The following is a 20,364-nucleotide window of genomic DNA, read 5'->3' on the forward strand; positions in this document are numbered from 1 at the left end:
CAGACGAAACGTTTTCTGCGGGAGGTCCTCCGTCTACGCGGAGGATGACGCGTCGGCGGAGTGACGTTGTCTTCAGTCTCGGTCATTCGTTACCATGGTGACTTTTAGTATACTCAGAGGGAAACCCATGTCTCACTCACTCGCCTCGGCTCAACGCCCGCAGGCACTGGACGCCATCTTTCTCTGGCTCGCCGTTATCCCGCTCTCGTTTGCGCTGATGCCTGCCTGGAGTTTAGATTACGACCTGTTCGGTGCCACCCGGGAAGAAGTGCTGCACGCTTACGGCTGGTCTGGCATCAACATCAGCCTGCTGTGACTGCTGTTACCCTGTGCGCTGTTACTGCGTCCTCGCACCCCCGCCTCGCGAAAACAGCGAGGCCGCCATCTGTTTGATGCTGGCTATGCCCTGTTTTGCATGCTGTTTATGCTGCTCAGCGCCACCGTAGTTCAACAGGGTATGGGCTATGCCACCACCGGAATCTTTATCGCGTTAGGCTCCATCATGACGCTGGCGATGGCGCGCCTTGAATGGCTGGGCGGCGATCGCTTCGTCATCGGCTCACTGATAACCATCATTGTGCTGATCGGTATCTTTATACTCTATCCCAGCATTGCCATTTTCATCCCCATGTTCACCAACAGCACGGGCGAATTTGTACCGTTGGGTTTTATGACGGTGTTAGGGCAATCGCACATTCTTCAGGTGATCTGGAACTCCTTCCTACTCGCCATGGCCGTTGGCTTTGGTTGTACCTTCTTTGGGCTGATGCTGGCGATTTACACCTCACGCATCGCCAAGCGTACCGCCATTGTCAGGCGCGTGTTCTCCATTCTACCGATTGTCACGCCGCCATTTATCGTTGGGCTGGGCGTAACACTGATGATGGGCCGTTCCGGCTATGTGACTGAACTGATGGTTTCCTGGTTCGGGCTGACCAACACCAACTGGCTGTACGGCTTCACCGGCATCTGGATTGCACAGGTACTGGCCTTTACCCCGATGGCCTTTATGATCCTCGACGGTGCAATAAAGAGCATTCACCCGTCACTGGAAGAGGCGTCCTATACGCTGAGTGCCAACCGCTATCAAACCTTTAACCGCATCTTCCTGCCACTGCTGAAACCGGCGCTGGCGAACGCTTTCCTGATCGTCATTGTGCAGTCTCTGGCCGATTTCAGTAACCCGCTGGTGCTGGGGGGCAACTTCGACGTGTTGGCGACGCAGATTTACTTCTACATCACTGGTGCACAGTTGGATTATCAGGCCGCCAATACACTAGGCGTGATTCTGCTGGTGTTCTCGCTGGTGGTATTTTGTATCCAATACCTGTGGATAGGGAAACGCTCTTACGTCACCATTTCCGGTAAATTCAGCCGGGGCGATGTACAACCGCTGCCGCGTCTGATGGTGTGGGGTGTCACCTTATCCTCATTGCCTGGGTGGCGTTTAACGGTCTGCTGTACGGCAGCATTTTCTACGGCAGCTTCACCGTTAACTGGGGCGTGGATTACACGCTGACGCTGCAAAACTTTATTACCCTGTTTGGACAAGGTTTTAGCGACGGCGCATGGCCTTCACTGCTCGATACACTGTTCTACGCCGGGATCGCCGCCCCCATCACCGCGCTGTTTGGTCTGTTGATCGCCTATATCGTGGTGCGCCAGCAGTTCCGCGGCAAAAAAACCATCGAGTTCACCACCATGCTCTGTTTTGCCGTACCGGGCACTGTGGCAGGTATCTCTTATATTCTGGCGTTCAACAGCGCGCCTATTTATCTGACAGGCACCGCCGCCATCGTCATCATCTCAATGGTGATGCGCAACGTGCCAGTGGGGATTCGCCCAGGTATCACAGGCTTGGGCCAACTGGATAAATCGCTGGACGAAGCCTCCCTCAGCCTGCGTGCCGGAGCAATGCGCACTATCGTCTACATTTTACTGCCGCTACTGCGCCTGGCCATTCTTTCCGCTTTGATCTATAGCTTTGTGCGCGCTATTACCACCGTCAGCGCCATCGTGTTCCTGGTGACACCGGACACGCGCGTCGCTACCGCCTATATCCTGAACCGCGTTGAGGACGGCGAATATGGGGTGGCTATCGCTTACGGCTCTATCTTGATCGTGGTGATGCTGGCGATCATTTTCCTGTTTGACTATTTGGTTGGTGAATCTCGCACCGCCCGCTCCAAAGCCAAAAACGCACAATAATCAGAAGGTGACTATCGTGAATACTGTATTAACCCAACACGCCACCGCTGAAGCGGAGCAGGCACCGCGTAAAAACTTCGTTGAACTCAAAGGCGTGACAAAACGCTTTGGCACCAACACCGTGCTGGAAAATCTCGATCTGGCGATCCCTCAGGGTCACATGGTGACCCTGCTCGGCCCGTCCGGTTGCGGCAAGACCACCGTGCTACGGCTGGTGGCCGGGCTGGAAAAACCCAGTGAAGGCCGCATCTATATCGACGGCGAGGACGTGACCGATAGCTCCATCCAGCAGCGTGATATCTGTATGGTGTTTCAGTCCTATGCGTTGTTCCCCCATATGTCACTGAGGGAGAATATCGGCTACGGCCGAAGATGCTCGGCCGGCCCAAAAGTGAGATTCGCGATCGGGTCAATGAAGCACTGGCGCTGGTGGATTTGGAAGGCTTTGCCGATCGCTATGTCGATCAGATCTCCGGCGGCCAGCAGCAGCGCGTGGCGTTAGCGCGCGCATTGATTCTAAAGCCTAAAGTACTGCTGTTCGATGAGCCACTGAGTAACCTGGATTCCAACCTGCGGCGCAGCATGCGGGAAAAAATCCGCGAATTACAGCAGCAGTTCAACATCACGTCACTCTACGTCACCCACGACCAAAGCGAAGCTTTCGCCGTGTCTGACAGCGTACCGGTGATGAATAAAGGTCACATCATGCAGATGGGGTCGCCGCAAGCGCTCTACCGTCAGCCCGCATCACGTTTTATGGCAAGTTTTATGGGCGAGGCCAATATTTTCCCGGCACAGCGGCAGGCTGATAGCGTAGAAATTTTCGGCTACCGCATACCTAAACCGACGCATTTTGGCGCGGAAAGCGAGACATGCACCGTGGGTATTCGTCCTGAAGCCATTACGCTGAATACGCAGGGTGATGAAAGCCAGCGCTGTTCGGTGCGCCATGTGGCATACATGGGTTCACAGTATGAAGTGAGCGTCATCTGGCACCGGCAATCGCTGCTGCTACAGGTAAATGCCACCCAGTTGCAACCCAACGTGGGCGACGATCTATATTTGCAGATTCACCCTTACGGCATGTTTATTCTCAACGAAGGCTACCGCTTGCCGACCCCTTCAGGGAGCCCACTCGTGACTCTCTTTTTTTCATCCTTTGCTTTCAAAACAATTTCCGATCGATTTACAGCGGATTGATATACTTAAAAAGCGCGTAGACATATTTATGTCGCAACGCGTTTCAGGGTCCGCTGGCTGCCTGGTTCTTCACATTGCTATACGCCACGACAGGCAGAGTCATATCTACGTGGTACCAAGGAGTAGTGACGTGAGTCCACAGCATAAACGCGCGCAACAACGGGGCCGCTGGCTGATTCTCTGCGCCGGGGTATTCCCATTGCTATTGGTATTACTTTTTACCTTTGTCGAATCACGACAAATCGTGCAACGGGATCTGCAATCCACGTCAACTCTGGCGCTCGATCAGGCGGAAAGCATTACCACCCACTGCTGGAAACCCTGCAACCGCTGCAAGGAAAGCTGTGCGAGGATATCAGAGACGATCTCCAACGGCTCAGCGCGCAGTTCGCTTATTTTCGCGCTATCGGTCTGACCTATGACAAGAGCATTTACTGCTCCTCGCTGCTTGCCCATAACGCTCTGGACATCAGCGACGTGATCATGATGCCGCTTCCGGCAAAACTGCCTCCCGCCTGGAGCCTCTCCGTCGATCAGATCAAAGATGCCGACATCAGCCCAACGCTCATTTTTATTCGCACGCCGGACGATGGCTGGGGCGCTTTTGGCTTGGTTGATGCGCAATATCTGGTGACGTTAATGAATGCTGTCAACAAGCTGCGCGGCTTTCAACTGAATATCAGGGTGGGGGATGGCGATTTAATTCATCCCAGTGTCAGCGCAGTACCGCATCAACCTGAATGGCTTTCTGGCGTCGAATATCACATCACATCGGAACGTTTCCCCATTGTTGTCTCCATTACCCCCCCCCGCGACAGAAATGGGTAAAGCCTGGCAATTTGCCTTTCTGACGCTGTTGCCGCTCACACTGGTACTTTCTGCGCTGTTTATTCTGGCTCCGCTGTATTGGCAAAAACGCAAGCTCTCCTTTCAGGACGAATTACGCCGTGGCATCACCAACAATGAGTTTTCTGTCTACTATCAGCCGGTTTACGGTACTGCGGCGCAACGCTGCACTGGCGCAGAAGCGTTATTGCGCTGGCGGCGTGCCGATGGACAGTGGATTCGCCCGGATGTGTTTATTGCCGCCGCTGAAGCGGAAAATATGATTATCCCGCTGACACGCCATTTGTTGAAACTGGTGGAGGAAGACGTTGCCAGTTGGCACATTGAGCCGAATTTTCATCTAGGCTTGAATGTGTCGGCTGAACATCTGCAAGACAGCGAATTTATCGCCGATATCCGCCAGTTTGCGGCGAATGTGGCGGCACAGCGCTTTTTGATAACGCCAGAACTGACCGAGCGCAGTCACATTAGCAAAGGACCGGAAGTGGCACAGCGCTTGCAACAACTACGTCAGGAAGGCATACATGTCGCGATTGATGATTTTGGCACTGGCCATTGCTCTCTGTCTTACCTGCAAAGCTTCCCGCTCGACTATTTGAAAGTCGATCAGGGGTTTGTTCACACCATTTCGTCACAGGAAGAAGAGACTCCGATTTTAGATACCATTATCAGTCTCGCTCACCGCCTTAATTTGAAGATAGTAGCAGAAGGGGTAGAAACCGCGCGTCAGCTTCACTACCTGACACAACACGGCGTGGGCTACATTCAGGGATTTTTATATGCCAAACCTATGGATAATGAAAATTTTACCGTCTGGCAGCATTACCACGCCAAACGTCAGTTTACGCCTGACGACGAGCATGCCATGACAGATTTTCTGGAGAACGCCGAAGTCTTCTTCGGCGTAATCGCGCTATTCAGTATCAGAAGCGATAGCCAAGGCCGATATTGAATCCGTTGATTTTTATATTTTTGGCTGTCGATCCTTCATAACCCAGATCGATACTCCAGTTTGCTGTTGGAGAGATCTGAACACCGGCTCCATAAGCAAAACCTGATTTTTTATCCTTGTAAGGTATATTATCGCCGTCAGCGTAAGTTCCAGAAAGTTTTCCTTTACCATGCGCGACACCCGCTAAGCCATAAAGGCTCACAAATTCATTGACGCGATAAGAAGGGCCCACTAACAGCGAATAATATTTTAGCTGAGCTTTTCCCTTATCCCCATCAAGATTAAATTTTCCCTCTCCGCCCATATAGGTCAGCGAGCTGATAAAGCCCAATGAATTATCGGGCTGATAGTGATATTTCGCTGTGACACCGCGGAGATTTTTAAAATTAGTCACCTTTCCCTGAGAATAACCCATACTGAGTGTATGTGTATCTGCCTTAGCGATAGCACAACCACCCATTGCAGCCAATACCACAGATAATGCCAATAGCTTTTTATTGATATTCACTTTCACACGCTCCTTTTATGATATGTAACATCCCAAAGACAGAGCGTAAAATGTCAGTTGACGTCTGACGTGTAAATCAGTGAAATACCTTACTAAAGCGCCAATTCAATTATTATCAGCAAGTTATAAAATATATTTTTTATTATCTTTTGGGATACATTATTGTTTTTTTTAAATAAATGAACAATACGACAAGATATTATGCAAAAAAAACGGCAGATGATGTCATCTACCGTTTTCTTATCGTGTCGTCTGAAAATAATCAGACAAAACGGAGGGAAATTTGGTCGGATAGAGAGGATTTGAACCTCCGACCCACACGTCCCGAACGTGTTGCGCTACCAGGCTGCGCTACTCGCCGAATGCGGGGCGCATCTTACTGCGCCCTCCAAAAAGCGTCAATCCCTTTTTGATAAAAGAGCACGCTCGGCGCGTGGTTGACGCGAAAATGCACAGCCCCTCTCGCATCAACGCGACGGTAACGCACACCAGTTATTGCTGGCGTTAATACCACCGTCGGTCGAACAATAGCCCAGGCAGCCCAATATGGAATCAAACAACGCTTCATGGCGATAGGGAGCCCCCACACGCTGCTGCGCTTTCAGTTGTTCAAACAGCTGCGTATTTTGCGGCTGTGCCAGAAACTTGTCTGATGCCCACACCAGCATTGGCGAGCGGAACTGTTCCGGCGGCGCAACGTCACGTGGTGTGCCGTGCAAATGGTAGTTCTCGTCAATCGATTCACCGTGATCTGAGGCATAAAACACCAGCGCTTTCTTGTCACGCACCTGATCCAACACCTTTTTAATAAAGGTGTCGGTGTACAACACACTGTTATCAAACGCGTTAATCAGTTGCTCACGTGAGCAGGAGGCATCAACCCCCATACATTCAGGCTGATAGCGCATCGAATAGAGATAATGGGAGCCTTTGGTGTGCAACACGATCAAATGCTTACCCTTGGGATAACGCGCTAATGACCCCTTCACCTCATCGACCAATAGCATATCGTCAACAGATTTGCCTTCATTACGCTCTTCGGAAGCGATCATTTCGCGGAATGAGTAGTTGTTGGCATTAATGCTGTTATAAAACCAGACCTCACTTTGTATCGCAAAAAGTTCTGAGGTGAAGCCCAGTGAACTCACGAACATGCAGCGCATGGAGAGTTTGGTTGAGGTATCACAAGACTGACCCCGGAACGCCACCAGATTACGCTCTTTTGACAGTTGCGGTGTGGTATCACGCTGATAACCGAGCAGCCCCATATGATCCCAGCGGGCCGTCTCCCCCAAGATAAAAACCACATAGGTATCCTCAATGCCAGCGGGGGCTATATAGGTAAAATTTTGGGCGGGGTCGAACAGCTCCGCCGCATCCTGACTTTCATCATATTGCGTGTAAGCGAACAACCCCAACGCCGAGATCCAGTTGGATGGCAAATACGAGTGCGCAATAACACCGCCATAGCTGGGCAAATCGACATTGGTTCGTTTTTCCATGCGCTTTTGCTCGGTCTCCATATACTCCATGGTGCCCCATACCAACGCGACAACAGCCAGCAGGATTGACACGGGTTTAATACGTTTCCCTGGCGTTTTTAATTGTTCGATAAGGGTATTGCGCAAATCGGCCTTCCAGATGATCGCCAAAGGTATGGCGCTGACGCACAGCGTCCAGACCATAAATCGTCAGCCAATCACCTCCTTTGACAAATCAATATCCGTGGTCATCACCGCAGCAATTATCCCGTAACCAATAACCACATTAAAAAACGTCATGTAGTAACTGGTGGCAACAGAAACCAACACTAATAGTGAGGCGATAAATCGGTAGAAATAACGACCACCCAGAGAGATCAACCGCATCAGAAAAAAGGTAAACAGCACGCTGAGCGATAATTCAATCAGCGCGGGCAGGAATTTGGTAAGAGCAGATCCAGCAGGAGAAGCGACATCATCGAAGCGGCGATAATAGACGGAGGCGTTGAGAAACAATCCAATATACACGGCGAGAAACAACAATAAAGCAGACAGTGAAAAAGAGGTAATCACCGACATCTTATTATGGCTCCAGCATCAACCAAGGCTTCTTTAAAAAATTAGGACACAGGAATAATTGATGAGTTCATGAATAATATACTTTTTTAACGCTCACTTTGGTTTTCACAAACGCACCATTGCTAAACGTAAACACCACTAATGTTTTTATTAGACGCGCCGATTAGCACATAACCCTCTACGCTGTTGATAAGACAAGACCGGGGACAGTCTTTTACCGCTGCAAGGAAATTTTATGGATACAGCGAATAGTTTTCGTTCCTTGCTTAATCCAGCGCGTTATTATTTTCACCACTTGTAAAGAGTGCCGGTGAGGTATTGGTTTTTTTGTCGTATCAGGCGCGGAATCAAGCCTTCTTTCCAACCGCTGCCACCAGGAATAACGATCCCAGCATACTGAAAAACGCTTTTCCTAAGCCACCAGCGTCACGGTTCGCACGTGGGGATCGGATATTGATGTTCGGACCAGCATCGTCAATGATTGCAACAGCACCAGGAAAAACAACACCGTGCCGTATTGGAGAACAGATTGTCTCATAAGCGCATCCTTGTACGTTTCTGCCGTTATGCTGGCACACACCAAAACGCCTCAGAAACCAAAAAACGCGCGAAAAATGCATAGCACATGAAAATTTAAGCAAACTATCGAAAGCGATCACGAATCCAGTCATCACACGATGTGATATCTGGTGACGTGACGGTAAAGATTAGTGCGCGTATCGTGTATAATGCAAAAATTGGTACAGGCAAGGCCGTCCAATCGACCCATCACATTCACCATACATTACGTTCATCATTATGGCTCAAGGCACGTTATACATTGTTTCTGCCCCCAGCGGCGCGGGAAAATCCAGTTTAATAAATGCGTTACTGAAAACGCAGCCGTTGTATGACACCCAGGTGTCGATTTCCCACACCATCCGAGCCAAACGCCCGGGGGAAAACCACGGAGAACACTATTTCTTCGTTTCTGTGGATGAATTTAAGCGTATGATTCAGGAAGATGCTTTCCTTGAGTACGCCGAAGTGTTTGGCAACTACTACGGCACGTCCAAAGCAGCCATTGAGCAGGTGCTGGCAACTGGCGTAGATATTTTTCTGGATATCGATTGGCAGGGCGCAGAGCAAATCCGCCGCCGAATGCCGCAGGCGCGCAGTATCTTTATTCTGCCGCCGTCCAAAGAAGAGTTGGGGCGCCGTCTGCGCGGACGCGGCCAGGACAGCGATGAGGTGATTGCACGCCGTATGGCGCAAGCGGTGGCTGAAATGACACACTACGCGGAATACGATTATCTGATCGTCAACGATGATTTCGATCTGGCGCTATCCGATCTGAAAACCATCATCCGTGCTGAACGCCTATTGCTGAGCCGCCAGGCATTGCGGCATGATGCATTAATCACCAAACTATTGGCAGACTGACATCACTTTCAGTATGATGCGCAGTCATTTTATTTCCTGTGGAGTAGCACATTATGGCACGCGTAACTGTTCAAGACGCTGTTGAGAAAATTGGTAACCGTTTTGACCTGGTGTTGGTCGCTGCTCGCCGCGCCCGCCAGATGCAAGCAGGCGGAAAAGATCCGCTGGTCCCTGAAGAGAACGACAAATACACCGTGATTGCGCTGCGCGAAATCGAAGAAGGCCTGATCAACAACCAGATTCTGGATGTGCGTGAGCGTCAGGAACAGCAAGAGCAAGAAGCCGCAGAGATCCAGGCGGTCACCGCGATTGCTGAAGGTCGTCGTTAATCTCGCTACGGGTCGCCCTTGTATATCTTCGAAAGCCTCAATCTGCTGATACAGCGCTATCTGCCGGAAGACCAGATCAAGCGCCTTCAGCAGGCTTATATTGTTGCACGTGATGCTCACGAGGGGCAGACTCGCTCCAGCGGTGAACCTTACATCACCCATCCCGTCGCTGTTGCCGGCATTTTGGCGGAGATGCGTCTTGACTATGAGACGCTGATGGCCGCGCTGTTGCATGACACCATCGAAGATACCCCCACCACCTACCAGGATATTGAACAACAATTCGGCAAGAGCGTCGCCGAACTGGTAGATGGCGTCTCGAAGCTGGACAAGCTGAAATTCCGCGATAAGAAAGAAGCGCAGGCCGAGAACTTCCGCAAGATGATTATGGCGATGGTGCAGGACATCCGAGTCATTCTCATCAAACTGGCTGACCGCACGCATAACATGCGCACTCTGGGCTCGCTGCGTCCTGACAAGCGTCGCCGCATTGCGCGTGAAACGCTGGAAATTTACAGCCCGCTGGCGCACCGTTTGGGTATTCATCATCTGAAAACCGAGTTGGAAGAGCTGGGTTTTGAGGCGCTGTATCCAAACCGTTATCGTGTGATCAAGGAAGTGGTCAAAGCCGCGCGCGGCAACCGCAAGGAAATGATTCAAAAAATCCTTTCCGAAATCGAAGGGCGGTTGAACGAAGCAGACATTCCCTGTCGCGTCAGCGGACGTGAAAAACACCTCTATTCCATCTACTGCAAGATGCACCTGAAAGAACAGCGTTTCCATTCCATCATGGATATCTACGCGTTTCGGGTGATCGTTAAAGAGCTGGATACCTGCTATCGCGTGCTCGGACAGGTGCACAGCCTGTACAAACCGCGTCCTGGCCGCGTCAAAGATTACATCGCCATTCCGAAGGCGAACGGCTACCAATCGCTGCATACCTCGTTGATTGGGCCGCGCGGCGTGCCGGTCGAGGTACAGATCCGTACCGAAGACATGGACCAGATGGCCGAAATGGGTGTGGCGGCGCATTGGGCGTACAAAGAAGGTGAAAGCAGCACCACGGCACAGGTCCGTGCTCAGCGCTGGATGCAGAGCCTGCTGGAACTGCAACAAAGTGCGGGCAGCTCGTTCGAGTTTATCGAGAGCGTCAAATCCGATCTCTTCCCCGATGAAATGTACGTGTTCACCCCGGAAGGGCGCATTATCGAGCTACCGGCTGGCGCGACACCGGTCGATTTTGCCTACGCGGTACATACGGATATCGGACATGCCTGCGTCGGCGCACGCGTCGACAGACAGCCCTACCCGCTCTCTCAATCGCTCAGCAGTGGGCAGACGGTGGAGATCATTACCGCACCCGGCGCACGCCCCAATGCGGCATGGTTAAACTTTGTCGTCAGTTCGCGCGCTCGCGCCAAGATTCGCCAAATGCTGAAGAATCTCAAGCGTGACGATTCGGTGAGCCTGGGGCGTCGTTTATTGAATCATGCTTTGGGTAATGGCAGAAAACTCAGCGATATTCCACAAACCAGCATCCAGCTTGAGTTGGATCGCATGAAACTCACCTCGCTGGATGACCTTCTGGCAGAGATTGGCCTCGGTAACGCCATGAGCATCGTCGTAGCGAAAAACCTGTTGGATGAGCAGCCGTTACAGCAAGAGCACACCGGTTTGCGCAAGCTGCCGATCAAAGGCGCAGATGGCGTATTGATTACGTTCGCCAAATGCTGCCGCCCGATCCCCGGTGACCCGATTGTGGCGCACGTCAGCCCCGGTAAAGGTTTGGTGGTTCACCATGAGTCTTGTCGAAATATTCGTGGCTACCAGAAAGAGCCAGAAAAATTCATGGCTGTCGAGTGGGATAAGGTTACCGAACAAGAGCTTATCGCTGAGATTAAAGTCGACATGTTCAACCATCAGGGGGCATTGGCCAACCTGACCGCAGCGATTAATGCCGCCAACTCCAATATTCAGAGCATCAATACGGAAGAGCGGGATGGTCGTGTGTATAGCGCCTTTATCCGTTTGACCACGCGCGATCGGGTACATCTGGCTAACGTCATGCGCAAAATCCGCGTGATGCCGAATGTCATCAAAGTGACCCGTAATCGCAACTGATCGCCATCGTACCAGTGATAGCCCTGACGATCCCGGTCGCACAAATGGTATCGGGATAACTCAAGAGACATCTTATGACACCAGAACGCTACGCCCACATCCAAGAGATGCTGACCAGCCGTCAACCTGATTTGACGGTGTGTATGGAGCAGGTGCACAAACCCCACAATATTTCCGCTGTGATTCGTACCGCCGATGCCGTTGGCGTCCACGAAGTCCACGCCGTTTGGCACACCAGCCGCACGCGTACACTGGTGTCATCAGCAGCAGGCAGCAACAGTTGGGTACAGGTCAAAACACATCGCACCATCGCCGATGCCGTCTCGCATTTAAAAACGCAAGGCATGCAGATTCTGGCGACCAACCTGTCAGCCAAGGCGGTCGATTTTCGTGAAGTCGATTACACGCGACCGACCTGCATCCTGCTCGGTCAGGAAAAAACCGGCATCACGCAGGAAGCACTCGCGCTGGCCGACCAGGACATCATCATTCCGATGATCGGCATGGTGCAATCCCTGAACGTATCGGTCGCTTCTGCGCTGATCCTTTACGAAGCCCAACGCCAACGTCAAAACGCGGGTATGTACCAGTGTGAAGCGGGCATGCTTGATGACGATGAGCAACAGCGCTTGCTGTTCGAAGGAGGCTATCCGGTGCTGGCGCGCGTAGCGACGCGGAAAAAACTCCCCCGCCCGAGCATCGACAATCAGGGCCAGATCATTGCCGACACGGCATGGTGGGCAGCCATGCAATCCGCCGCCGAATAGCGAGAGCACCAATGAAAAGCCACCTGCTGAATAACCAACCGGTGAACACCCTCACGGGGGTCGGTGCCAGTCAGACGGCTAAACTCGCGCGCCTCGGGTTGGAAACCGTGCAGGACGTGTTGCTGCACCTGCCGCTGCGTTACGAAGATCGCACCCACCTCTACGCCATTGGCGACCTGCTGCCCGGTATCTATGCCACCGTGGAAGGTGACGTGTTGCGCAACGATATCGTCTTTGGACGCAAACGTATGCTGACCTGCCAAATCAGCGACAGCAGCGGCGTGCTGACGATGCGCTTCTTCAACTTCAATGCCACAATGAAAAATAGCTTGGCTCCAGGCCAGCACGTTATCGCCTACGGTGAAATCAAACGAGGCAAGAATGGTGCAGAAATTATCCACCCAGAATACCGCGTACAGGGCGATGCACAGCAACCGGTGGAATTACAGGCCTCACTGACGCCGGTTTACCCAACAACGGAAGGAGTGCGTCAAGCCACGCTGCGCAAGTTGACCGATCAGGCGCTGGAGCGTCTGGATGCACAACCGATAGAAGAGTTGCTGCCGCAGGAGCTAAGCCGCGGCATGATTGGGCTGCCTGAAGCGTTACATACTTTGCACCGTCCCCCGGCAGGCACGCAACTGAATGAGCTTGAGCACGGCAAACACCCGGCACAAGTGCGTCTAATCATGGAAGAGCTGCTGGCGCATCACTTAAGCATGCTGGCGGTACGCGCCGGTGCGCAGCGCCATCGCGCCCTTGCACTGCACGCACAGGACGAATTAAAAACGCGACTGTTGGCCGCCCTCCCGTTCGTGCTGACTCAGGCACAAACCCGCGTCATTAACGACATTGAAGCCGACATGGAGAAACCGTTCCCCATGATGCGTCTGGTTCAAGGGGATGTCGGCTCCGGAAAAACGCTGGTGGCAGCCATGACGGCACTGCGCGCCATCGCTAACGGCAAACAGGTGGCGTTAATGGCACCCACCGAGCTGCTCGCGGAACAACACGCCATCAACTTTCGTCATTGGTTTGAGCCCCTTGGCATTGAGGTGGGCTGGCTGGCCGGCAAGCAAAAGGGCAAAGCCCGCGTTGCGCAAGAAGAGGCCATCGCCAATGGTCAGGTCAGTATGATCGTGGGTACGCACGCTATTTTTCAGCAGCAAGTGCAATTTAGTGGGCTTTCGCTGGTGATCATCGATGAACAACACCGCTTTGGTGTGCATCAACGGCTAGCCTTGTGGGAAAAAGGGGTGGAACAGGGCTTTCACCCTCACCAGTTGATCATGACAGCAACACCAATCCCACGCACGCTGGCGATGACTGCCTATGCCGACCTGGATACGTCGGTCATCGATGAGCTGCCGCCGGGCAGAACGCCAGTGACAACGGTCGCCATCCCCGATTCTCGCCGTGAGGATATTATCACCCGCGTCGATCGTGCCTGTCGGGAAGAAGGGCGACAGGCCTATTGGCTCTGCACGCTGATTGAAGAGTCCGACCTGCTGGAAGCACAAGCCGCTGAAGCTACCTGCGAAGGACTAAAGGCCGCACTGCCAGGTCTGCGAATTGGATTGGTACACGGCCGGATGAAAGCGCAAGAGAAGCAGGCGGTGATGCAGGCGTTCAAACAGGGCGAACTGCAACTGCTGGTGGCAACCACGGTCATCGAAGTGGGGGTGGATGTGCCCAACGCCAGCCTGATGATCGTCGAAAACCCAGAGCGGCTGGGCCTGGCACAATTGCACCAGTTGCGCGGTCGCGTCGGACGCGGTGCCATCGCCTCCCACTGCGTGTTGCTCTATAAGACGCCGCTAAGTAAAACTGCACAACAACGCTTGCAGGTGATGCGCGACAGCAACGACGGTTTCGTTATTGCGCAACGGGATTTAGAGATTCGCGGTCCCGGCGAACTGCTGGGTACGCGGCAAACCGGCAGCGCCGAGTTTAAAGTGGCGGATTTACTGCGCGATCAGGCACTGATCCCCGAAGTACAGCGCGTGGCTCGTCACCTTCATGCACACTATCCAGAACATGCCAAAGCGCTGATTGAACGTTGGTTACCGGAGCGGGTGCGCTATACCAATGCCTAGCGCCCTAGGTGAGACGGAGAAAAAAGGTAGCAAATAACCCTTGTAGTGCAGCATGCGTATATAAAGATCCCCTATCCGCGAAGCATTAAATTGCTCGTCGCCCCGATAAAAAATCGACTTTTTTTCACACATCGATAACGAGGTATTCAAAAAATCTCTACCGTCATCAGACATGACACAAGATTGTTTTATAATCGCTCCGCAAACGATTGCTTTTGCAAGGTAGATCATTAAAATGCCCTCTTTGCCGTTTCAGGACGCTCTTGATTATGACTACCACCACCACGGAACTGCCCCAAACGGAGACGGCAACTGCTGCGCCCCGTAACAGTGAATTGATTTATCGTCTGGAAGACAGACCACCGTTAGCGCAAACGTTGTTTGCCGCCAGCCAGCATCTTCTGGCTATGTTTGTGGCGGTGATTACCCCAGCCCTGCTGATCTGCCAGGCACTTGGTTTGCCCGCGCAGGATACCCAGCACATCATCAGCATGTCGCTGTTTGCTTCAGGCCTGGCGTTCATTCTGCAAATTAAAACCTGGGGTCCGGTAGGATCGGGGTTACTTTCTATTCAGGGCACCAGCTTTAACTTTGTTACCCCGTTAATCATGGGTGGTCTGGCGCTGAAAAATGGCGGTGCCGATGTGCCCACCATGATGGCCGCACTGTTCGGCACTCTGATGGTGGCGTCTTTCACTGAAATCATCCTTTCCCGCTTCCTGCATCTGGCGCGCCGCATCATTACGCCGCTGGTCTCCGGCGTGGTCGTGATGATTATCGGCCTGTCGCTGATTCAGGTGGGATTAACATCGATCGGCGGCGGCTTTGCTGCTATGAACGATCACACCTTCGGTGCCCCCAAAAATCTGGCACTGGCCGCCATCGTCCTGTTGGTTATCATCCTGTTGAACCGCCAGCGCAACCCCTACCTGCGCGTCGCCTCTCTGGTGATCGCCATGGCGGTCGGGTATTTTGCCGCTTGGGCGATGGGCATGCTGCCGCAAGACACGTCGGCCACGCACACTTCAGCGATCATGATCCCGACACCGCTCTATTATGGCCTCGGCTTTGACTGGAATCTGCTTATTCCGCTGATGCTGGTGTTTATGGTGACCTCATTGGAAACCATCGGTGATATCACCGCCACCTCCGACGTTTCCGAGCAGCCAGTTAGCGGCCCGCTTTACATGAAGCGCCTGAAAGGCGGCGTATTGGCTAACGGCATGAACTCCTGCCTGTCCGCCATTTTCAACACCTTCACTAACTCATGCTTCAGCTAGAACAACGGCGTGATTCAGCTTACCGGAGTTGCCAGCCGCTACGTGGGTTTTGTGGTCGCACTGATGCTGATCGTGCTGGGCCTGTTCCCGGCGGTCAGCGGCTTTGTGCAGCACATTCCTGAACCGGTACTGGGCGGCGCGACCATCGTGATGTTCGGTACCATTGCAGCCTCTGGCGTGCGTATTGTCTCGCGCGAGCCGCTTAACCGCCGCGCCATCATGATCATTGCACTGTCGCTGGCTGTCGGATTGGGCGTATCACAGCAGCCGTTGATTCTGCAATTCGCACCGGATTGGCTGAAAACCCTGCTTTCTTCCGGCATTGCCGCTGGGGGTATTACCGCGATTGTTCTTAATCTTGTCTTCCCGCACGAAGAAAAATAAAACCAGGCAGAGGCAATAGCGTCCAACTTGGGTATGATAAAACGGCCAGTGTGGAAACACTGGCCGTTTTTTATTGTCTGTAACCACGGTTAAGTATTGAGACCCAGGAAGAATTGCGGCATAACACAATTACTCACGATGACAAGGCATGGACTGATACGATGAAATTTCTCGGAAAACTACTGCTCACCTTGCTGTTGCTAGCCCTGTTGGCACTGGTCATCGTTTACGTTGTGTTGCAAACCCACAGGGCCGCAAACCGCGTCACTTCCTGGGTAAATGACAATACCGACTACCAGTTAACGCTGGGAAAAATCGAGCATAGCTGGTCAGAAGCCGACCATATCGTGTTCAGCGATGTCACCTTTGGCGTCAAAGGGCAGCCGTTGACCCTGGCGGCACGTAAAATATCCTTTGGTTTAAGCGCACGCCAACTGACAGAACCGAGCCACTTTGCCAGCCTGGAACTGGAAGGCGGTACCTTAAATCTGCTGCCTGGCAACAGCATTGCCGTTCCGTTCATGGCCGATGTGCTGCAATTGCGCACCATGGCGCTGCAATCACAAGACGGTGATTGGTTGCTGAACGGGCAGCAAATTAACGGTGGCATCACCCCCTAGCAGCCAGAGCAAGGGCATCTGCTCGGCACGCAGGGTAATTTTCAACTCAGCGCTCGTTCGCTGCGTCTCAATGACGTTCCCGCCAGCCAGGTGCTAATTCAGGGTGAAATCAACAACAACCAGCTCACGTTAACCAATTTTGGTGCAGACGTTGCGGGCGGTCAGTTAACCGGTAATGCCCGACGTGCAGAAGATGCCAGTTGGCAGGTGGATAACCTGCGCCTGAGCAATGTGCGTTTACAAACCACAAAATCGCTGGAAGATTTCTGGCAGCCGGTGGCCGAACTGCCTTCGATAGCGGTTTCCCGCTTCGATATGGTGGATGCCCGTATTGAAGGGCCCGGCTGGGCGTTTAGCGATCTCGACGTCACGTTGCAAAATATCACCTTCCGCCAGCACAGTTGGGAAAGCGACGACGGCACGCTGTCGTTTAATGCCAGCGACATCGTCAACGGAAGCATGCACCTGATTGACCCTATTGTTAACCTTGCCGTTTCGCCGCAAGGGGTGGCTATCAAACAGTTTACTACCCGCTGGGAAGGCGGTTTGATGCGCACCGATGGCATGTGGACGCGCAATAAGCACCGTCTGACCTTGAATGAAGTCGTGGTCGCAGGGATGGAGTATACCCTGCCCATGGACTGGCGTGAGCGCTGGCAGAAGACATTACCGGACTGGCTGAGCGATGTTGAGGTGAAGAAGTTCCGCGCTAACCGCAACCTGCTCATCGACATCAACCCGGATTTCCCGTTCCAGCTCACCGCGCTGGATGGCTACGGCAATAATCTGTTGCTGGCGCGTCAGCACCAGTGGGGCGTTTGGCAGGGCACACTGAACCTGAACGCCAGAGATGCCACCTTCAACAAAATCGATGTGCGCCGCCCTTCTCTCGCGCTAAACGCCGGCGATGCGCAAATAGCCATTACCGAACTGAGTGCATTTACGCAACGTGGTCTGCTCGAGGCGCAGGCCACTATTGAGCAGCAGCCAGGCAGGGCGTTCACGTTGTCATTAAACGGGCGTTCAGTGCCAATGGATACCCTGACACACTGGGCTGGCAAACGTCTGAGACCCTGCCCAGCGCCGACAGCAATCTGCAACTGCGTTTAACGGGAAATCTGGCCGCCAACACTCCGCTTAAACCGACGTTGAACGGTCTGTTACAGGGGACCACCAGCGATGGCACCGGCGTAAGGCAGCAGATTCAACACGGTGAAGTGAGCAGCGCGCATTAATGACCGTACCGCTACCCCGCTTCCGAGCCGCCTTGTTCCAAGGGATCGACAGGCTGCGCGGGTAGCACGATATACACCCCTTCAAATACCGCACCGGCCTTATCATCGCCAAACAGCTCAACGTTCAGTTGCACGCGCGCTTTAAGCCCGCGCGCCAGGCGCGTGAGATTGCCGCTCAGCGAGCCTAGATCGGCTACCGCGCTGGGGCGGCCGGTAATCGGCGAGCTGTAACGAATATGCGCATCGGCCAGAATGATGGTGCCCCCCAGATGCCGTTCACGCAGCAATAACCAAATCAGCCCCCATCCAGTCAGCGTCGCCAATGAAAACAGACTACCGGCAAACAGCGTATTGTGCGGATTCTGGTTACCCGTTTCCGGCATAGTGGTGATAAATTTTTGCCCAGTGTATTGGTTGATTCGCACGCCCATTTTTTCACTGAGCGGGATATGGTCATACCAGGCTTGCTGCAACTGTGCGCACCAATCAGGGCGATGCAGGATATCATCCAGTGAAGCAATGGGTTTGGTCATCAGATAATGACGCACGGGGGTGGTTTGCGGTGCGCTGATCTCCCCTTGCAGGGAAAAACCCAGCTTGGTAAAGAACGCCACAGCATCTTCCCGCGCGCTGCATACCACGCGCTTGACGCCTTCCTGACGCGCGACGGACTCCAGCATCATCGCTACCAGCGTGCCCAGCCCTTTGCACCGCACGCTAGGATGCACCGCCATAAAGCGAATGGCGGCTTCGTTATCGGCATTAATGGAGAGGCGTCCAATAGCCACCAACCGCCCTTGCTCATCCACCACAGTCTGATGGTGCGCCAGCGCGTCATAGGCATCCCGTTCCGACCCTAATGGCTGGTGCAACGGTTTACGCAGCATCTCCCAGCGGAATTGGTAGTAGGCGTCCATCTCTTCAGCGGTTTCAGGCACTCTCAGGTGATACATTGCCTCCTCCTCCTTCCGATTGGCGGTGTTGCACATCGGTGACAATGGGCGCGCTGACGCGCACGGCATCGTCACACCTGAAGCCAGAACGTGACTGGCCCGTCGTTAACCAAGTCAACCTGCATATCTGCCGCGAAGCGGCCGGTTTGCGTGTGGGTGCCGCGTTCACGGCACTGGGCAGCAAAATACTGATACAGCCTGTCCGCCTCGGCAGGTTCTGCGCCGCGTGAAAAGCTGGGCCGCATGCCTTTTTGCGTATCCGCCGCCAGCGTGAACTGCGATACCACCAGCACGCTGCCCCCGATTTGCTGCACGTTAAGGTTCATCTTGCCCTGCTCATCGCTGAAAATGCGATAGCCGAGCACGCGCTCACACAGGCGCGCCGCCTTGCGTTCATCATCCCCTTGCTCGACGCCTAACAGCACCAACAATCCGCCTGCGATCTCCCCCACAATGGCCTTGTCCACCGTCACACTGCCGCGGGTAACACGCTGAATTAACGCAATCATAAACGACAACCACTCCTGAACCGCTGTTCTTTTAATCGATTTATTATCAAAAATACCAACCGTTTTTATCACAGCTTACCCGCGTTAGCGACGGTATTGTGTGCAGGGGAAATGGGATGTTCGGCAAAAAACTGTGGCACTGTATCGCGATCGGTCACCAAAATGCTGTGGATCCCCAACGCTTGCGCAGCGGCAATATTCTGCTCGTTATCATCGAAGAAGATCGTTTGCGCCGGGGTTGCTTGCTCTTGCGTCAGCACATACTGATAAATTCTCGCCTCCGGTTTACGCATCCCGATATCCTGTGACAGATAGAGACAATCAGCGGCCTCGGCCACTTCTGGAAACAGGGCGGGCCAATGCGCACAGTGCAAACGATTGGTGTTAGACAAAATAACGACACGATGTCCTTGCTGGCGCAGTTGCTGCATCACATCCAGTACCTCAGGACGCAGCGCAACAAAAATGGCCTGCCAGCCCGCCGTAAACTGCTCGTAGCTCAGCAGCATGCCCATTTCCTGACGCAGTCGGGCACCAAATTCTTCATCACTGATCTCACCGCGCTCATGCAGTTCAAAGGCTTCATCCATGGTAAAGCGCTCTTTCAGCGTGGCGAGTGGCACACCGCTCAGCTTACTCCACACGCCCAACACACGGTTGAAATCGATATCAATGACAACGTTACCCAAATCAAAGATATAAAGCATTTCGCCCTCCAGACGTCATGGTTGTTTTTTCACTGTAGCGGGAAACATGGCGGCTGAACAGGGAGGAACATAACTAAAACGTATACGAAATACTCACGGCGGGCAGGCGGGATTGGAAAAAGGCAGGGCGCCTGAAAGCGCCCTGGAACGGTTTTGTAAAGAGCGGC

14 protein-coding genes, 1 tRNA gene and 5 pseudogenes are annotated in these 20,364 nt (G+C 53.2%); 13 read left to right on the top strand and 7 right to left on the bottom strand.

Annotated features, from left to right (window positions below):
* The first annotated feature begins 127 nt into the window (after positions 1 to 127).
* The 6 genes and pseudogenes from CS369_RS19260 to CS369_RS24070 all read left to right on the top strand — a co-directional run bounded on the left by CS369_RS19260 (position 128) and on the right by CS369_RS24070 (position 5,206).
* Positions 128 to 2,208, top strand: a pseudogene (locus tag CS369_RS19260) (ABC transporter permease).
* Positions 2,209 to 2,368: 160 nt separating this feature from the next.
* Positions 2,369 to 2,700: pseudogene (locus CS369_RS25330) on the top strand (ATP-binding cassette domain-containing protein); the annotation flags it as partial.
* A 276-nt stretch (positions 2,701 to 2,976) separates the two neighbouring features.
* The gene (locus CS369_RS25335; protein WP_374191089.1) at positions 2,977 to 3,408 is read left to right on the top strand and encodes a TOBE domain-containing protein; all 432 of its coding nucleotides are present in this window, start codon (positions 2,977 to 2,979) and stop codon (positions 3,406 to 3,408) included.
* Positions 3,409 to 3,538: 130 nt separating this feature from the next.
* A complete protein-coding gene (locus CS369_RS24060) occupies positions 3,539 to 3,823 on the top strand; it encodes a hypothetical protein (protein WP_244665111.1) in 285 nt (94 codons plus the stop codon).
* Positions 3,763 to 4,236, top strand: coding sequence for a CSS-motif domain-containing protein (locus CS369_RS24065; RefSeq protein ID WP_244665114.1), 474 nt, complete (start codon positions 3,763 to 3,765; stop codon positions 4,234 to 4,236). Before CS369_RS24060 ends, CS369_RS24065 begins: the two co-directional genes overlap by 61 nt.
* Entirely contained in the window at positions 4,229 to 5,206 is a 978-nt protein-coding gene (locus CS369_RS24070; protein WP_244665112.1) for an EAL domain-containing protein, read from the top strand. Before CS369_RS24065 ends, CS369_RS24070 begins: the two co-directional genes overlap by 8 nt.
* Here the strand turns inward: CS369_RS24070 and CS369_RS19275 are convergent.
* The 4 genes and pseudogenes from CS369_RS19275 to CS369_RS24710 form a co-directional block, all read right to left on the bottom strand.
* Complete coding sequence (locus tag CS369_RS19275) at positions 5,178 to 5,714, bottom strand: Ail/Lom family outer membrane beta-barrel protein (protein ID WP_244665113.1); 537 nt, start codon at positions 5,712 to 5,714, stop codon at positions 5,178 to 5,180. The genes CS369_RS24070 and CS369_RS19275 overlap by 29 nt on opposite strands.
* Before the next feature lie 284 nt (positions 5,715 to 5,998).
* Positions 5,999 to 6,075 (bottom strand) — tRNA-Pro (locus tag CS369_RS19280).
* A 106-nt stretch (positions 6,076 to 6,181) separates the two neighbouring features.
* Positions 6,182 to 7,774 (bottom strand): annotated as a pseudogene (locus CS369_RS19285) (lipid A phosphoethanolamine transferase).
* Between the two features lie 412 nt (positions 7,775 to 8,186).
* A complete protein-coding gene (locus tag CS369_RS24710) occupies positions 8,187 to 8,312 on the bottom strand; it encodes a hypothetical protein (RefSeq protein WP_280514829.1) in 126 nt (41 codons plus the stop codon).
* 260 nt (positions 8,313 to 8,572) lie between these two features.
* Between CS369_RS24710 and gmk the strand changes: the two genes are divergently transcribed.
* The 7 genes and pseudogenes from gmk to CS369_RS19320 all read left to right on the top strand — a co-directional run bounded on the left by gmk (position 8,573) and on the right by CS369_RS19320 (position 18,028).
* Positions 8,573 to 9,196, top strand: a complete 624-nt coding sequence (gmk, locus tag CS369_RS19290; protein ID WP_196908322.1) for a guanylate kinase — start codon at positions 8,573 to 8,575, stop codon at positions 9,194 to 9,196.
* Between the two features lie 53 nt (positions 9,197 to 9,249).
* Positions 9,250 to 9,525, top strand: coding sequence for a DNA-directed RNA polymerase subunit omega (rpoZ, locus tag CS369_RS19295; protein ID WP_195316190.1), 276 nt, complete (start codon positions 9,250 to 9,252; stop codon positions 9,523 to 9,525).
* Positions 9,526 to 9,543: 18 nt separating this feature from the next.
* Positions 9,544 to 11,646, top strand: coding sequence for a bifunctional GTP diphosphokinase/guanosine-3',5'-bis pyrophosphate 3'-pyrophosphohydrolase (gene spoT / locus CS369_RS19300; RefSeq protein WP_196908323.1), 2,103 nt, complete (start codon positions 9,544 to 9,546; stop codon positions 11,644 to 11,646).
* A gap of 74 nt (positions 11,647 to 11,720) precedes the next feature.
* Positions 11,721 to 12,413, top strand: a complete 693-nt coding sequence (gene trmH / locus CS369_RS19305) for a tRNA (guanosine(18)-2'-O)-methyltransferase TrmH (protein ID WP_196908324.1) — start codon at positions 11,721 to 11,723, stop codon at positions 12,411 to 12,413.
* Between the two features lie 11 nt (positions 12,414 to 12,424).
* Positions 12,425 to 14,509: an ATP-dependent DNA helicase RecG gene (gene recG, locus CS369_RS19310; protein WP_196908325.1), complete on the top strand. Its 2,085-nt coding sequence runs from the start codon at positions 12,425 to 12,427 to the stop codon at positions 14,507 to 14,509.
* A gap of 269 nt (positions 14,510 to 14,778) precedes the next feature.
* Positions 14,779 to 16,173 (top strand): annotated as a pseudogene (locus tag CS369_RS19315) (NCS2 family protein).
* A 161-nt stretch (positions 16,174 to 16,334) separates the two neighbouring features.
* Positions 16,335 to 18,028, top strand: a pseudogene (locus tag CS369_RS19320) (AsmA family protein).
* Between the two features lie 11 nt (positions 18,029 to 18,039).
* On the opposite strand, the gene fabY reads toward CS369_RS19320, so the two are convergent.
* From fabY to yihX, 3 genes are all read right to left on the bottom strand, one after another.
* Positions 18,040 to 18,981, bottom strand: coding sequence for a fatty acid biosynthesis protein FabY (gene fabY / locus CS369_RS19325; RefSeq protein ID WP_196908326.1), 942 nt, complete (start codon positions 18,979 to 18,981; stop codon positions 18,040 to 18,042).
* 71 nt (positions 18,982 to 19,052) lie between these two features.
* Positions 19,053 to 19,490 carry a D-aminoacyl-tRNA deacylase gene (gene dtd / locus CS369_RS19330; protein ID WP_196908327.1) on the bottom strand — a complete coding sequence of 146 codons (438 nt, stop codon included), beginning with the start codon at positions 19,488 to 19,490 and terminating at the stop codon, positions 19,053 to 19,055.
* Between the two features lie 68 nt (positions 19,491 to 19,558).
* Complete coding sequence (yihX, locus tag CS369_RS19335; protein WP_196908328.1) at positions 19,559 to 20,197, bottom strand: glucose-1-phosphatase; 639 nt, start codon at positions 20,195 to 20,197, stop codon at positions 19,559 to 19,561.
* Between the last annotated feature and the right edge of the window lie 167 nt (positions 20,198 to 20,364).

Source organism: Candidatus Symbiopectobacterium sp. 'North America', from assembly GCF_015762685.1.
Classification (GTDB): Bacteria; Pseudomonadota; Gammaproteobacteria; order Enterobacterales; family Enterobacteriaceae; genus Symbiopectobacterium.

What these genes read in the sequence shown, in the direction of transcription:
- gmk (WP_196908322.1), top strand. Translation starts at nt 8,573, where the DNA reads ATGGCTCAAGGCACGTTATACATTGTTTCTGCCCCCAGCGGCGCGGGA.
- yihX (WP_196908328.1), bottom strand. Translation starts at nt 20,197, where the DNA reads ATGCTTTATATCTTTGATTTGGGTAACGTTGTCATTGATATCGATTTC.
- recG (WP_196908325.1), top strand. Translation starts at nt 12,425, where the DNA reads ATGAAAAGCCACCTGCTGAATAACCAACCGGTGAACACCCTCACGGGG.
- dtd (WP_196908327.1), bottom strand. Translation starts at nt 19,490, where the DNA reads ATGATTGCGTTAATTCAGCGTGTTACCCGCGGCAGTGTGACGGTGGAC.
- trmH (WP_196908324.1), top strand. Translation starts at nt 11,721, where the DNA reads ATGACACCAGAACGCTACGCCCACATCCAAGAGATGCTGACCAGCCGT.
- fabY (WP_196908326.1), bottom strand. Translation starts at nt 18,981, where the DNA reads ATGTATCACCTGAGAGTGCCTGAAACCGCTGAAGAGATGGACGCCTAC.
- CS369_RS24070 (WP_244665112.1), top strand. Translation starts at nt 4,229, where the DNA reads ATGGGTAAAGCCTGGCAATTTGCCTTTCTGACGCTGTTGCCGCTCACA.
- CS369_RS25335 (WP_374191089.1), top strand. Translation starts at nt 2,977, where the DNA reads ATGGGCGAGGCCAATATTTTCCCGGCACAGCGGCAGGCTGATAGCGTA.
- rpoZ (WP_195316190.1), top strand. Translation starts at nt 9,250, where the DNA reads ATGGCACGCGTAACTGTTCAAGACGCTGTTGAGAAAATTGGTAACCGT.
- CS369_RS24710 (WP_280514829.1), bottom strand. Translation starts at nt 8,312, where the DNA reads ATGAGACAATCTGTTCTCCAATACGGCACGGTGTTGTTTTTCCTGGTG.